Here is a 13,122-nt window from a genome sequence, read left to right on the forward strand (position 1 = left end):
TTCGGGGTAAGACGTGCCGCGCGCGCCGACAGCCCCCATCGCGGGGCGCCGGCGTGCGCGGCCGGCGATCAGCGCTTCTCGATCGGCACGAACTGCAGGTCTTCAGGACCGGTGTAGTTCGCGCTCGGGCGGATGATCTTGTTGTCGATGCGCTGCTCGATGATGTGCGCGCTCCAGCCCGACGTGCGCGAAATCACGAACAGCGGCGTGAACATCGCGGTCGGCACGCCCATCATGTGATACGACACCGCGCTGAACCAGTCGAGGTTCGGGAACATCTTCTTCGCGTCCCACATCACCGATTCCAGACGCTCGGCGATGTTGTACAGCTTGGTGTCGCCCGCTTCCTTCGACAGCTTGTGCGCGACGCCCTTGATCACCTTGTTGCGCGGATCGGAGATCGTGTAGACCGGATGGCCGAAGCCGATCACGACTTCCTTGTTCTCGACGCGGCGGCGAATGTCGGCTTCGGCGTCGTCCGGCGAGCTGTAGCGGCTCTGGATTTCGTACGCGACTTCGTTCGCGCCGCCGTGCTTCGGCCCGCGCAGCGCGCCGATCGCGCCGGTGATCGCCGAGTAGATGTCCGAGCCCGTGCCCGCGATCACGCGGCCGGTGAACGTCGACGCGTTGAATTCATGCTCCGCGTACAGGATCAGCGACGTGTGCATCGCCTCGACCCACGACTTCGACGGCGTCTTGCCGTGCAGCAGGTGCAGGAAGTGGCCGCCGATCGAGTCGTCGTCGGTTTCGGTTTCGATGCGCTTGCCGTTGTGCGAGAAGTGATACCAGTACAGCAGCATCGAGCCGAGCGACGCCATCAGGCGGTCGGCGATGTCGCGCGCGCCCGGCAGGTTGTGGTCGTCCTTCTCCGGCAGCACGGTGCCGAGCACCGACACGCCGGTGCGCATCACGTCCATCGGGTGAGCCGACGCCGGGATCTGTTCGAGCGCGGCCTTCAGCGCGCTCGGCAGGCCGCGCAGCGCGCGCAGCTTGGTCTTGTACGCGGCCAGTTCGGTCAGGTTGGGCAGCGTGCCGTGCACGAGCAGGTGCGCGATTTCCTCGAACTCGCACGATTCGGCGACGTCGAGAATGTCGTAGCCGCGGTAGTGCAGGTCGTTGCCGGTCTTGCCGACCGTGCACAGCGCCGTGTTGCCGGCCGTCACGCCCGACAGCGCCACCGACTTCTTCGGCTTGAATGCGCCTGCGGCGGCCGGTGCTGCTGCGTCTTTCGTCTCGCTCATGTTTTCCTTCTCCAATGGGTATCGGGGGGTGCGGGCCGCGTTACTTCTTGCCCTGCGCGAACAGTTCGTCGAGCTTGCGCTCGTATTCGTGATAGCCGAGGAAGTCGTACAGCTCGGCGCGCGTCTGCATCGTCGGCACGGCCGCCTTCTGCGTGCCGTCGCGGCGCAGCGTCTCGTAGAAATTCAGCGCGGCCTTGTTCATCGCGCGATACGCGCCGCAGCAGTACAGCGCGATGTCGACGTTCGCCTCGCGCAGCTCGTCGACCGTGAACAGCGGCGTCGAGCCGAACTCGGTCAGGTTCGCGAGGATCGGCACCTTCACGGCGGCCTTGAAACGGCGGTAGTCGTCGAGCGTCTTCATCGCTTCCGGGAAGATCATGTCCGCGCCGGCTTCGACGTACGCGACCGCGCGCTCGATCGCCGAGTCGATCCCTTCCGCGGCGGCCGCGTCGGTGCGTGCCATGATCACGAACTGGTCGTCGGTACGCGCGTCGACCGCGGCCTTCACGCGATCGACCATTTCGTCGATCGGCACGACTTCCTTGCCCGGACGATGGCCGCAGCGCTTCTGGCCGACCTGGTCCTCGAGGTGCACGGCCGCGACGCCGGCGTTGATGAACGAGCGGACCGTGCGCGCGATATTGAACGCGCCGCCCCAGCCCGTGTCGATGTCGACCAGCAGCGGCAGGTCGGTCGCGTTGGTGATCCGGGTCGCGTCGATCAGCACGTCTTCCATCGTGCTGATGCCGAGGTCGGGGATGCCGAGCGAGTTCGCGGCGACGCCGCCGCCCGACAGGTACACGGCCTTGAAGCCGACGGCCTGCGCCATCTTGGCCGCGTACGCGGTGATCGCGCCGACCACCTGCAGCGGCTGCTCGGCCGCGACTGCCGCGCGGAACTTCGCGCCGGCGCTCTGAAGATGCGTATTGCTCATGAACGGCCTCCTGATGGAATGCTCGATAACAGCAAGGACCGGGCCAGCTTGCGAAACGTCGCTAACCCACTGATTCTTAAGCCACCGCCGTGTGCGTGGCACCGCCCGGCGATTTCAATTTAGCGATTTCATGTTTCAAAAATGAAATCTCGCGCGCATAATCGGCCGTCATGGACCTCTCCTCGACCAAGCCCGTCGGCCCGGCCGACCGCACGGTACGTCCGCGCATCTGGGCAATGGGCATCAGCCGGCTGCGCGAGCTGTTTCGCGAGATCGCCGGCGAATTCGACGAACGCGCGGACGTGCGCATCGTCACGCGCGCCTATGAAGATGCGCTGAGCGCGCTCGCGGAGGCCGGCGCCGCGCGGCCCGACGTGATCGTGGCGGCCGGCTCGAACGGCGGCTTCCTGAAAACGCGGGCGCAGGTGCCGGTGGTGGTCGTGTCGCCGACCGGCTTCGACGTGATGCAGGCGCTCGCGCGCGCGCGGCGCGACGCCGCGCGGATCGCGCTCGTCAGCGCCGGCGAGACGCCGCCCGAAGTGCGCCGCTTCGTCGCCGCGTACGGCCTCGACGTGCAGTTTGCGTCATATCAGTCCGCCCAGGAAGCGGAAGCCTGCGTGCACGACCTGCGCGATCGCGGCATCGAGACGATCGTCGGCCCGGGCCTCGTGACCGATCTCGCGGCCAGCGTCGGCATGGGCGCGGTATTCCTGTATTCGCATGCGTCGGTGCGCAAGGCCGTCGAGACGGCGCTCGAAGTCGCGTATGCGACGCACGCCGAGGCTTTCCGCCGCCAGCGGCTCGACACGCTGCTGCAGCACCTGCGCGACGGCGTGGTCGCGCTCGACGCGCACGGCCGCGTCGAGGCGATCAACGAACGGCTCGCGTCGGCGCTCGGGGTCGAACCCGCGGCGGCCGTCGGCCGCGCGCTCGTCGACCTGCGGCCCGAGCTGCGCACGCTGCGCGGCGAGGACGGCGACGCGCTCGCGACCGTGCGCGGGGTGCGCTACGTCGTGCACCGCGGGCCGCTGGTCGATCGCGGCGTCACGTCGGGGAGCGTGCTGACGTTCCAGGAATCGCGCGCGGTCGAACGGCTCGATCGCGCATTGCGTTCGCAGCCCACCACGCAACAGTTCGCCGCACGCTATGCGCTCGACGACGTGGTCGGCGCCTCGGCGCCGATGACGCGCGTGCGCGCGCTCGTGCGCCGCTACGCGAAGTCCGACGCGACCGTGCTCGTGCTCGGCGAAAGCGGCACCGGCAAGGAAATGATCGCGCAGAGCCTGCATGGGCTGTCCGCGCGGCGCAGCTATCCGTTCGTCGCGGTCAACTGCGGCGCGTTTCCGGAAGCGTTGCTCGAGAGCGAGCTGTTCGGCTATGAAGAAGGCGCGTTCACCGGCGCGCGGCGCGGCGGCAAGACCGGCCTGTTCGAGGCCGCGCACCGCGGCACGCTGTTTCTCGACGAGATCGGCGAAATGCCGCCGTCGCTGCAGAGCCGGCTGCTGCGCGTGCTGCAGGAGCGCGAGGTGATCCGCCTCGGCTCGACCGAGCCGATCCGCATCGACGTGCGCGTGATCGCCGCGACGCACCGGCCGCTGCTTGCGGCCGTCGAAGCCGGCACGTTCCGCGCGGATCTCTATTACCGGCTCAACATCCTGAACATCGGCCTGCCGCCGCTGCGCGAGCGCGCGGCCGACATCCCCGCGCTCGCGGCGACGCTGCTCGTGCAGGCCGCGCGGCGCGAGCCGCGCCTCGCCGATCGCGTGCGCGACACCGACGACGCGCTGCGCGTGCTCGCCGCGACGCAAGCGACGCTCGCGCGCTACCGCTGGCCCGGCAACGTGCGCGAACTGCAGAACGTGGTCGAGCGGATCGCGGTGGAGCTGGCCGAGGAAGTCGACGAAAGCGATCCGGCCGCCGCGTGCGCGGCGCTCGCCCCCGGCGCGCTGCAAGTGATCGCGCCCGAGCTGTTCGCCGCGCCGCGCGACGCGGCCGGCGCCGACGATGCACCGACGCTCCAGGCGCGGCGCCGTCGCGCGGAAGCCGACGAGATCCGCGCGGTACTCGACGCGTGCGGCGGCGATCGCGATCGCGCCTGTGCGAGGCTCGGCATCAGCAAGACGACGCTGTGGCGGAAGTTGTCGGCGAAATAGGTGCGGGCCGCGCCGTCATTCGGCTTTGTGATAGTGGCGATACGCCTTCGCGCGATTGCCGCACGACGACATCGAGCACCAGCGGCGGCTGCCGTTCTTGCTGTCGTCGATGAAGAGCCACTGGCATGCATCGTTCGCACAGCGCTTGACCTTCGCGAGCCGCGCGCCGCCGAGCAGGTCGATCGCCGACCACAGCACCGGGCTCAACAGCCCCGCGAGCGTCGCACCCGACGCGTCGATCCGCCACGCATAGCGGCCGTCGACGCGCGCCAGCGCAACCCGCGGCGGCGCTTGCGCGAGGAAACCGCCGAGCAGCGCGAGATCCTCGGCCTGCGGCTCGCGCTGCTCCGCCTGGGCGTGAAAGAGCCGGTATAGCGCCTCGCGCAACGCGAGTGCGTGCGCCAGCATCGCCGGCTCGTCGCCGTTCTCTTCCCCTTTCTCCTTGTCGGGCACGCGACATGCGTCGGTCAGGCCGGCCGGCACGCCCGCCTGCTCGCGGCACCACGCGAACAGGTCGTCGATCGTGCCGAAAGTTTCGGTCGGCGGGTCGCTGCCGCGCCAGTACAGCGTGTTCGCGAAATCGAGGCTCAACGTTTCGGCCGGCGCCGGGATCAGGCAGTCCGTCGTGACGGAAGGTTGCGTTTTACTCATGACGCGATCGTATCTAACCACCATGCCGGTTGACAAGCGTCCGAGCGATTTCTAACATAACCGGCATGGTGGTTAAAAACTGGCTTGCTGCACCGACGCCCCTTCACTACAAGGAGACACAGATGATCGATCGCTTTTCGTTCAGCGTTATCCACACCGCCGTCGGCCGCCGGTACGACGACAGCACGCTCGGCGCGCTGCGCTACAAGCGGCTGGCATGGTGCCTGTAAGCAGGTTTGCCGCACTGACGTCCCCCTCAGTTCAAGGAGCCACAGATGATCGACCACCTTTCGTTCGGCGTTGCCCACATCGACCGCAGCCGCACCTTCTACGACAGCGCGCTCGGCGCACTCGGCTACAAGCGCCTGTATAGCGACGACGGCGCCCTCGGCTACGGGACGACCGAGCCCGAGCTGTGGTTGCAGCACGCGGCCCGGCCTGTCGTCGCCGATCCCGATTCGGGGTTGCACCTGTCGTTCAAGGCCGCGTCGCCGGTCGAGGTCGACGCGTTCTACCGCGCCGCGCTCGAGCACGGCGGCAAGGACAACGGCGGGCCTGGCAAGCGCGAGCACTACGGCCCCGGTTATTACGCGGCGTTCGTCGTCGACCCCGACGGCTATCGGCTCGAAGCGCACTGCGAACTCGACAACGTCGTTTGATCGGATTCGCGCGGACGCGCACGAGCGACAGGGGCCCGATTCCGCCTCGCGCGGAATCGGGCCCCTGGTTTTTGGCTACATCGTCGTCAGCTGCGCGCGGGTAGCTGCATCCTCCAGCCGGTCCGCGCCGCGCACGCGCTTATTGCGCGTCGCGCGTGCTCTGCAACTGCTCGCCGAGTCCTTCGATCCCGAGGCGCACCACTTGGCCGGCCTTCAGGTATACCGGCGCTGGCTTGATACCCATGCCGACGCCCGGCGGCGTACCGGTCGTGATCACGTCGCCCGGCTGCAGCGTCATGCAGGTCGACAGATAAGCGATCAGCTGCGCGACGGTGAACACCATCGTGCGCGTGTTGCCGTTCTGATAACGATGGCCGTCGATTTCGAGCCACAGGTCGAGACGCTGTGGATCGGGCACTTCGTCGCGCGTGACGAGCCACGGGCCGAGCGGGCCGAACGTGTCGAAACCCTTGCCCTTGTCCCACTGGCCGCCGCGCTCGATCTGCCATTCGCGCTCGGAGACGTCGTTGACGACGCAGTAGCCCGCGACGTAATCGAGCGCGCGCGCTTCGTCGACATCCTTGCACTTCGCCCCGATCACGACGCCCAGCTCCACTTCCCAGTCGGTCTTGACCGAACCCTTCGGGATGTCGATGCCGTCGTTCGGGCCGCAGATCGAACTCGTCCACTTGCCGAACACGACCGGTTCCTTCGGCACCGGCATGCCGGCTTCGGCCGCGTGGTCGGCATAGTTCAGGCCGATGCCAATGAACTTGCCGACGTGACCGACGCACGCGCCGATGCGCGGCTCGCCGGACACGAGCGGCAGCGCGGCCGGATCGAGCGCGCGCAGCCGCGCGAGACCCGCGTCGGACAGCACATCGCCGGCAAGATCCGCCACATGCGCGGACAAGTCGCGAATCCGGCCGGCCGCATCGAGGATGCCGGGCTTTTCCTGGCCGGACGGGCCATAGCGAAGCAGTTTCATCGTGCTTAACCTCTGTTGTCGAATGGGACAGGATACCCGCCGACGCGGCCTTTCGCGGCCGCGCGCCGGACTGATCGTCGATCGTCGATGGCACGCGTAGGCGCTGCGTGAGGCATGCCGTCGACGCGCGAGCGTCGTGCGGGCGCAGCGATCGTGGCGCCGCACGACAGTACGGCGCGCATCGAACGGGCGCCCGCCGGGCTGCGCAGCGGCGACGACGGGCCGGCATCCGCGACGCGTGCCGGCCCATGCCGGCCGGCTGCACGCGCGGCCGCGCCGCCGCTGGCCCGCAAGCCTTTGTACCATCGGCCGCGCGCCGTGAAATGACACGCGACGGATACCGACTATTGGTGCGACTGCCGGCGCTGCGGCGCAACACGCGCCGCGCCAGCGTCGAATCGACCGGCCGTCGCTCGCCGGAGCGCCTGCCATCGGGGCATGAATACTGGCTATTCGGGGTGCCCCTGTCATCGAAAACGTTTGCCCATCCGTTCTTGTCGGGTAATGATCGGTAAAAAGACGCTGCATTGCACACTGTATGTTTATTGCTAAGCTCGTACGGATGGCTTTCATTGCCATACGCGGAGCAGAACCGGCCAGCGTGCGTCGCCCACCGATCGACGGTAATCCCCCAACTTCACATCGACAATGCAGACAACCAACGACCCGCTTCCCGGCTGCGACGCACGGGAATCGATGGCCGCTCTTGATCGCTATCGCGCACCCGCGCTCGACAAGGGCCTCGACATTCTCGAACTCCTGTCCGAGCAGAAGGAAGGACTCACCCGCACCGAAATCACGAAGGAGCTCGGCCGCAATGCGAGCGAAATCTACCGGATGCTCGAACGCCTCGTCGCGCGCCGCTACGTGATGCGTTCGACCGGCGGCGATCGCTACACGCTCAGCCTCAAGCTGTTCGCGCTTGCGCACCGGCATCCGCCGATGAACCGGCTGATCGCCGAGGCGCTGCCACCGATGCAGCGCTTCGCCGATGCCGCCGAGCAGTCGTGCCACCTGTCCGTCTACGATCGCGGCAACCTGCTCGTGATCGCGCAAGTGGACGGGCCCGGCCCGTGGGGCGTGTCGGTCCGGCTCGGCTCGCGCGTCGGCCTCGCCGACACGGCGTCCGGGCGCATGATGCTGGCGTTCCAGAGCGCCGAGCAACGCGCGCACATGCTGGCCGAGCATCGCAAGGTCAAGGGCGAAGCGCCGCTGAACGAGCAGGAGCTCGCGAATGCGTGCCAGTCGATCCGGCAGTCCGGCTATCTGCGCCAGGACAGCCGCCAGGCGTACGGCGTGACCGACCTGACCGTGCCGATCCTCGGGCCGGCCGGCCATGCGATCGCGGTGCTGACGTGCCCGTACATGCGCCGGATCGATGCGCACCTGGCGCCGTCCGTGGACGTGGTCGTCGACGCACTGCGCGACACGGCCGCCCATCTGTCGATGTGCCGCACCGAGACCTGCTGACACGCGGGTTCCCGGCAATGCGCACCGGCCACGGCGCAGCGGCGCCGGCTCCGGTTGCGTGCGACGCCCGTGCGGTGCCCGACGCGCGATGCCGCATCGGGCGCCTGCGGCGCTACGCTAGAATAGCGGCCCTCTCAAAAACTACGGCGGCCGGTTGTCGCGGCCGTCGTGTCCGATGGATGTCATGGCCAAACTTCTGAACGATCAAGAATTCCAGCGTTTCTCCGAACTTCAGCAGAAGCAGGCAAGCTTCACGATCACGCCCGAGGAAGCGGACGAGCTGCGCGATATCGTCGCGCGCGCGCAGAAGAAGCGCGACGATCGTGCCGCCGCGATGCAGGCGATCGAGAACTACATCGAGCAGTTCGACATCACGCCTGACGAACTCTTCTCGCCCGAGCAGATCGGCGACGCAGCGCGCACCTACGGGCTCATCACGGCGACCAAGAAGGAACGCACGCTGCCGCCGTCGATCACGTTCAACGGCAAGCCGTACCAGTGGACGAAGACGCTTCCGGACGACGTGCGCGGCGCACTGTTCGACGCGTTCACGTCCGGCGAGTCGGTCAAGCGCTTCATCGCGATGCCGAAAGACACCGCGCGCTGTGCGCTGACGATCGCCCGCCTCGAGCGCGAAACCGGGGCGGTCTATGCCGATCCGCACCTCGAGGAACTCGCGATTTCGCGCGACCAGGTGAACGACGCGGCGTCGAAACTCGCTGCATGAATGTGACCACGGGCACGGTTCCTGCGTGCCCGCACCCGCGCGTCACGCCGGCCTTGGCCGGCGCCGCGCCCGTGGGAGCCGTGCTTTCCCATGCTCCCGAAAAAGCTCACCTCGGCATCCTGCAAGCACTCACCGCGGCCTCCCGAAAAGCCTCACCTAAGGCCCTGGAAACGCGCGCTGACGTCTCCCGAACGTCCTCACCGATCGCTCCCGCAAGGGCTCACCGACACGTCCCGGAAAGGCTCACCGGCCTCTCCCGCAGGTGCTCACCGGCCGCTCCCGGGAAGGCTCACCGAACGCTCCCGTATCGGCTCACCACGCTGTCCCGGAAAAGCTCACTCGCCGCTCCCGAAAAGTCTCACCTTGCAGACGGCCTTGAATTGGCGAGACCGGAATACGGCCACGAACGTGTACACGCCCATCGCTTGAAACGGCTGCGGAAGGTAACCATCGCGGCACGCTGCGTGCATCTCCGGACACCGTGCGCGCGTCGCGATATCACCGCGATCGACAGATCCGACACGTTGGCAGACGTTTCACTGCGGAGACCGATCTGGGATTATTTGCATTCCCGATTGAAATGGCGGCATGGCGACACGTTGCAGTATCGATGGCATGCGCCGCCGTCAGCGTCGAACCACGGATCGACGCCTACGGCTGCAACTTCATCCTGAAACCCACGACGCCGGGCTCCTCCGTCGTCGACACCGCAAACCCGCACGATTTCGCGAGCGAGATCATCGCCGAATTCTCGCGCAGCGCCTCGCCGACCATCCACGCGGTGCCGCGCGAGCGTGCGTAGTCGATGATGCGGGTCATCATCAGCCGGCCGAGCCCCTTGCCCTTTTGATCGGGGCGTACCGCGATCGCGAACTCCGCCGTCTCGTTGTCGGGATCGGCGACCGCACGCACCACCGCGAGCGTGTGGTCGCGCCCGGACACATCGGTGAACGACACGATGAAAGCCATTTCGCGGTCGTAGTCGATCTGCGTCATGCGCGCCACCTGCGAATGATCGAAGCTGCGCACCGCGCCGAAGAAACGCATCCGCAGATCTTCCGGCGTCATCGCACCGAGCAGCTCGTTGTGCGCGGCCTCGTCCTCCGGACGGATCGGACGGATCGTCACCGTCTCGCCATGCCACTCGAGCGTCTGCTCGAGGTGCCGCGGATACGGCATGATCGCGAGCCGGCTACGCCCCGACGCCAGCGTGATGCGCGGCGCGATCACCCATGCGCGGTCGGACAGCACGCGCAGCGTGACCGACATCGCGACGACTTCGCGTACGTCGCAGACGGCCTGCGACAGGGCCGTCAGCGCGTCGAGCGTCGGCTCGACGCGCGTGCTGCGCGCATACGGCGAGCGCTCCATCACCGCGCGGGCGAGAACCGTGTTCAGTGGCGGCAGGCCGTAGACGACGAACGGCGCCGATACGCCATCCGCCGGTGGCACGGCATAGCGAAACACCGGACCGAAGTTCGAATCGTCGTACATGTCGACCGTGATATCGACGACCTTCTTGCCGGCTGGCTCGTTGGGCTGCTCGCCCTGCAGACCGAAACGGGACAGCCAGTGCAGCGCGGCCTCGCCGGCCAGTTCATGCTGACCGGCTTCGACCAGGCGGCGCGCATCGGCCTGGGCGGACGCCACGCACTCGGCCGGCTGCAGCGGCGTGCCTTCCGGCGTCTGCATCAGCAACTGGCGCCCGAGGTTGTAGTCGACGAGACGCGCATACGCGCGTGCGAGCCGCTGCGGCGTCGTGTGTACCGGAATGCCGTTCGCGTGCAGCGCATCGCGCGTCGCCGCGTCGACCGCGCCGAAGAAACACGCGAGGATGCCGCGATGCGCGTACTGCCGCGAATCGATCAGCGTGCGCGCGACCGAATCGGCCGGCGCGCTGTGCGAAGTGGAATGAACGACGAACAGCGTGCCCGTCTGCGGAAACGGGGCAAGCGCCTTGATCGCCGCGGCAAAGTGCTCGGGACGTGCATCGTCGCCCAGCGTGAGCGGATTGCCGGGCGCCGCGAGGTGCGGCAGCGCGGCCGCGACGGCCGATGTTGCCGCGGGCGACCAGTCGGTCAGCACGTCGCGCACGTCGGCCACCGCATCGACCGCCAGTTTCGCCACGCCCGCATCGCTCGTCACGAGCGTCGCCGCGCCCCGCGCGGTGACGCGGCCGACGCCGAGCGTCTCGATTTCGTCGAGCAGATCGTCGAGCGCATCGACGCGCACCATGCCCGCGCGCTGGAACGCCGCCGTGTACAGCGCGTCGCCGGGATCGGCGCGGCCGGTGCGCAACGCGAGCACCGGCTTGTTGCGTGCGGCCGCCCGCGCCGCCGACATGAACTTGCGCGCCGCGCGCACGGTATCGAGTTCGAGCAGGATCGCGCGCGTGCCGGGATCGCTTGCCAGATAGTCGAGAACGTCGCCCGCATCGACATCGGATTCACTACCGAGCGCGACGACGTGCGAAAAGCCGAGGCCGCGCGCATCGGCCCAGCCGAGCACCGCGTTCGTCAGCGCATTCGATTGCGACACCCACGCGACGCCGCCCGATCGTGCCGTATAGGCAGGCGCGCCGAAATGCGCATGCCGCGCCGGCGACAACACGCCGAGGCTGCCGGGCCCGACGATACGGAGCACGAACGGCTTCGCCGCCTTCAGCGTGCGATCGACCGCGACGCGATCGGCATCGGTGCGCGCCTCGCCGACGATCACCGCGACGCGCGTGCCGAGCTCGCCGAGCTTGCGCACGATGCCGGCCCAGGTCGCGGGCGGCGTGCAGATCACGGCAACCGACGGCGGCGTGGGCAGCCGGTCGACATCGGAGACGACCGCATGCCCGTCCAGCTCGCGATATTTCGGATTGACCGGCCACACGGGCCCCTGGAACGCACCGTCGAGCACACGCGACCACACCATCGCGCCGATACTGCCGGCGCGCGACGACGCGCCGACGACCGCAACGGACCTGGGCTGGAACAACGCATCGAGATGGCGAACGGTCACATCGGCTCCCTGCGGTGACGAAAGACGACACGATCGGCATGCGGCCGGGCAGGCCGTACGCCGATCGACGCGAACCCCAAGCATAGGCGAAGCGCTTGCGACTGCCTATATGCCGAACGGCCGACTATTCGACGGGCATCAACGCCCGCACCATGGACCTGCAACACACGCGGGCCGGCATCGCGGCGCCGCATGCACGATGCACGCAACGCGGCACGACGCTGCAGCCGCTTTCTCCAAGGTGAGGATTTACGGGAGCCATGGTGAGTATCTTCGGGAATCGCACGACGCACCGCATCAGCATGCGAAAGGTGATGAAAATCCGCGTCACGCATGCACCGCGAAAACCGCAGGCGCCAATGCGCATGCATTGCACCATTACGCGGTTGTTTACGAGAATTACCGGCAACATGCAGCCGGATCGCGGCGAATTCGCAAAACGGGAGCCGTTAATTGCGCGGCATTGCACTTCAATTCGTGGGGGAAAATCGCGTGACGATTACGCCAAAACAAAACGGTGCGAAAGCCGCATGGCCATTCGCACCGTCAGTCGGCACACGAAAGGTGAGGATTTCCGGGAGTCAGTCCTTGATCAGGAAACGTGCGCGATTCTTGCCGAGCCATGCCGGCGCCCGCCCGCGGCCACTCCACGTTTCGCCCGTCTTCGGGTTCAGGTACTTCGGCGGCAAGGTGCGCTTGGGTTTCGTGGCGGCAGTGGTGCCGGCCGATCCTGCCGGGCGAAAACCGAGCTCTTCCGGCGTAATGTCGTATTCGTCGATTTTCGCGCGGATATGCGCAATCGCGTCGGCAATCGCCTTTTCACGCTCCTTGTCGATCTTTTGCTGAAGCCGTTCGAGCTGCGCGCTCAGTTGCCTGTAGGTCGCCATATGGATGGGACTCCGTGAGTGTTATTCGTGAAAAACAAGTGACTCAAAGCAAACAGAAAAGCGCTTCGCCCGATCGTGGTCTCCTCAGCCGGTCATTTCGGGATCAATAACCGCTTTTCTTCTTGCATGCGAAGAGAAGATTTCGCACGGCGTCATCCGTCGATTGCTGGATTACGTCGAAATCCCCGTTGCACATGGCCCGGGCATTGTCCGTGCAATTGCTCCAGTCGCTGCCGGTGCATTGCACCTGAGTGGTCGGGCGCCCGTCCGACGTGAACAGCGGAGCACCGCCGCCGCACCCGCCGACCCCTGCAACCAGAGCCAACATCACGGCCACCCGAGGCCACCGACAGACCGACGCAAGCATGTGTTTCATTATTCTTCCCGTCAACCTCTTTTTGAA

Annotated in this window: 11 protein-coding genes; 4 read left to right on the plus strand and 7 right to left on the minus strand. The window is 67.1% G+C overall.

Features of this window, described 5'->3' with window-relative positions:
- Positions 1 to 68: 68 nt before the first annotated feature.
- Together prpC and prpB are read right to left on the minus strand one after the other, a co-directional pair.
- On the minus strand, positions 69 to 1,241 hold the full coding sequence (prpC, locus tag CFB81_RS27585; RefSeq protein ID WP_069621646.1) for a 2-methylcitrate synthase: 1,173 nt from the start codon (positions 1,239 to 1,241) through the stop codon (positions 69 to 71).
- Positions 1,242 to 1,281: 40 nt separating this feature from the next.
- Positions 1,282 to 2,175: a methylisocitrate lyase gene (gene prpB / locus CFB81_RS27590; RefSeq protein WP_006480320.1), complete on the minus strand. Its 894-nt coding sequence runs from the start codon at positions 2,173 to 2,175 to the stop codon at positions 1,282 to 1,284.
- Between the two features lie 170 nt (positions 2,176 to 2,345).
- Here prpB and prpR point away from each other — a divergent pair, with 170 nt between their 5' ends.
- Complete coding sequence (gene prpR / locus CFB81_RS27595; RefSeq protein WP_089437269.1) at positions 2,346 to 4,328, plus strand: propionate catabolism operon regulatory protein PrpR; 1,983 nt, start codon at positions 2,346 to 2,348, stop codon at positions 4,326 to 4,328.
- A gap of 15 nt (positions 4,329 to 4,343) precedes the next feature.
- Here the strand turns inward: prpR and CFB81_RS27600 are convergent, their stop codons facing one another.
- On the minus strand, positions 4,344 to 5,003 hold the full coding sequence (locus tag CFB81_RS27600) for an ABATE domain-containing protein (RefSeq protein ID WP_069621648.1): 660 nt from the start codon (positions 5,001 to 5,003) through the stop codon (positions 4,344 to 4,346).
- A gap of 251 nt (positions 5,004 to 5,254) precedes the next feature.
- On the opposite strand from CFB81_RS27600, the gene CFB81_RS27605 reads away from it, so the two are divergent.
- The gene (locus CFB81_RS27605; protein WP_050013351.1) at positions 5,255 to 5,638 is read left to right on the plus strand and encodes a VOC family protein; all 384 of its coding nucleotides are present in this window, start codon (positions 5,255 to 5,257) and stop codon (positions 5,636 to 5,638) included.
- 139 nt (positions 5,639 to 5,777) lie between these two features.
- On the opposite strand, the gene CFB81_RS27610 is transcribed toward CFB81_RS27605, so the two are convergent.
- Positions 5,778 to 6,626 carry an ureidoglycolate lyase gene (locus tag CFB81_RS27610; protein ID WP_069621649.1) on the minus strand — a complete coding sequence of 283 codons (849 nt, stop codon included), beginning with the start codon at positions 6,624 to 6,626 and terminating at the stop codon, positions 5,778 to 5,780.
- A gap of 648 nt (positions 6,627 to 7,274) precedes the next feature.
- On the opposite strand from CFB81_RS27610, the gene CFB81_RS27620 reads away from it, so the two are divergent.
- Both CFB81_RS27620 and CFB81_RS27625 read left to right on the plus strand, forming a co-directional pair.
- Complete coding sequence (locus tag CFB81_RS27620; protein ID WP_069621650.1) at positions 7,275 to 8,096, plus strand: IclR family transcriptional regulator; 822 nt, start codon at positions 7,275 to 7,277, stop codon at positions 8,094 to 8,096.
- 175 nt (positions 8,097 to 8,271) lie between these two features.
- Positions 8,272 to 8,823: a hypothetical protein gene (locus CFB81_RS27625; protein ID WP_006480314.1), complete on the plus strand. Its 552-nt coding sequence runs from the start codon at positions 8,272 to 8,274 to the stop codon at positions 8,821 to 8,823.
- A gap of 651 nt (positions 8,824 to 9,474) precedes the next feature.
- On the opposite strand, the gene CFB81_RS27630 is transcribed toward CFB81_RS27625, so the two are convergent.
- The 3 genes from CFB81_RS27630 to CFB81_RS36700 all read right to left on the minus strand — a co-directional run bounded on the left by CFB81_RS27630 (position 9,475) and on the right by CFB81_RS36700 (position 13,095).
- Complete coding sequence (locus tag CFB81_RS27630; RefSeq protein WP_089437270.1) at positions 9,475 to 11,832, minus strand: GNAT family N-acetyltransferase; 2,358 nt, start codon at positions 11,830 to 11,832, stop codon at positions 9,475 to 9,477.
- A gap of 581 nt (positions 11,833 to 12,413) precedes the next feature.
- Positions 12,414 to 12,719, minus strand: a complete 306-nt coding sequence (locus CFB81_RS27635; protein ID WP_089437271.1) for an H-NS family nucleoid-associated regulatory protein — start codon at positions 12,717 to 12,719, stop codon at positions 12,414 to 12,416.
- Between the two features lie 103 nt (positions 12,720 to 12,822).
- Positions 12,823 to 13,095, minus strand: coding sequence for a hypothetical protein (locus CFB81_RS36700; protein ID WP_084044531.1), 273 nt, complete (start codon positions 13,093 to 13,095; stop codon positions 12,823 to 12,825).
- Positions 13,096 to 13,122: the final 27 nt, after the last annotated feature.

Source organism: Burkholderia sp. AU28863 (genome assembly GCF_002223195.1).
Lineage (GTDB): Bacteria > Pseudomonadota > Gammaproteobacteria > Burkholderiales > Burkholderiaceae > Burkholderia > Burkholderia sola.

Bases quoted from the DNA above. Each gene is read 5' to 3' on its own strand.
- prpC (WP_069621646.1), bottom strand. From the start codon at position 1,241: ATGAGCGAGACGAAAGACGCAGCAGCACCGGCCGCCGCAGGCGCATTC.
- prpB (WP_006480320.1), bottom strand. From the start codon at position 2,175: ATGAGCAATACGCATCTTCAGAGCGCCGGCGCGAAGTTCCGCGCGGCA.
- prpR (WP_089437269.1), top strand. From the start codon at position 2,346: ATGGACCTCTCCTCGACCAAGCCCGTCGGCCCGGCCGACCGCACGGTA.
- CFB81_RS27600 (WP_069621648.1), bottom strand. From the start codon at position 5,003: ATGGTGGTTAGATACGATCGCGTCATGAGTAAAACGCAACCTTCCGTC.
- CFB81_RS27605 (WP_050013351.1), top strand. From the start codon at position 5,255: ATGATCGACCACCTTTCGTTCGGCGTTGCCCACATCGACCGCAGCCGC.
- CFB81_RS27610 (WP_069621649.1), bottom strand. From the start codon at position 6,626: ATGAAACTGCTTCGCTATGGCCCGTCCGGCCAGGAAAAGCCCGGCATC.
- CFB81_RS27620 (WP_069621650.1), top strand. From the start codon at position 7,275: ATGCAGACAACCAACGACCCGCTTCCCGGCTGCGACGCACGGGAATCG.
- CFB81_RS27625 (WP_006480314.1), top strand. From the start codon at position 8,272: ATGGATGTCATGGCCAAACTTCTGAACGATCAAGAATTCCAGCGTTTC.
- CFB81_RS27635 (WP_089437271.1), bottom strand. From the start codon at position 12,719: ATGGCGACCTACAGGCAACTGAGCGCGCAGCTCGAACGGCTTCAGCAA.
- CFB81_RS36700 (WP_084044531.1), bottom strand. From the start codon at position 13,095: ATGAAACACATGCTTGCGTCGGTCTGTCGGTGGCCTCGGGTGGCCGTG.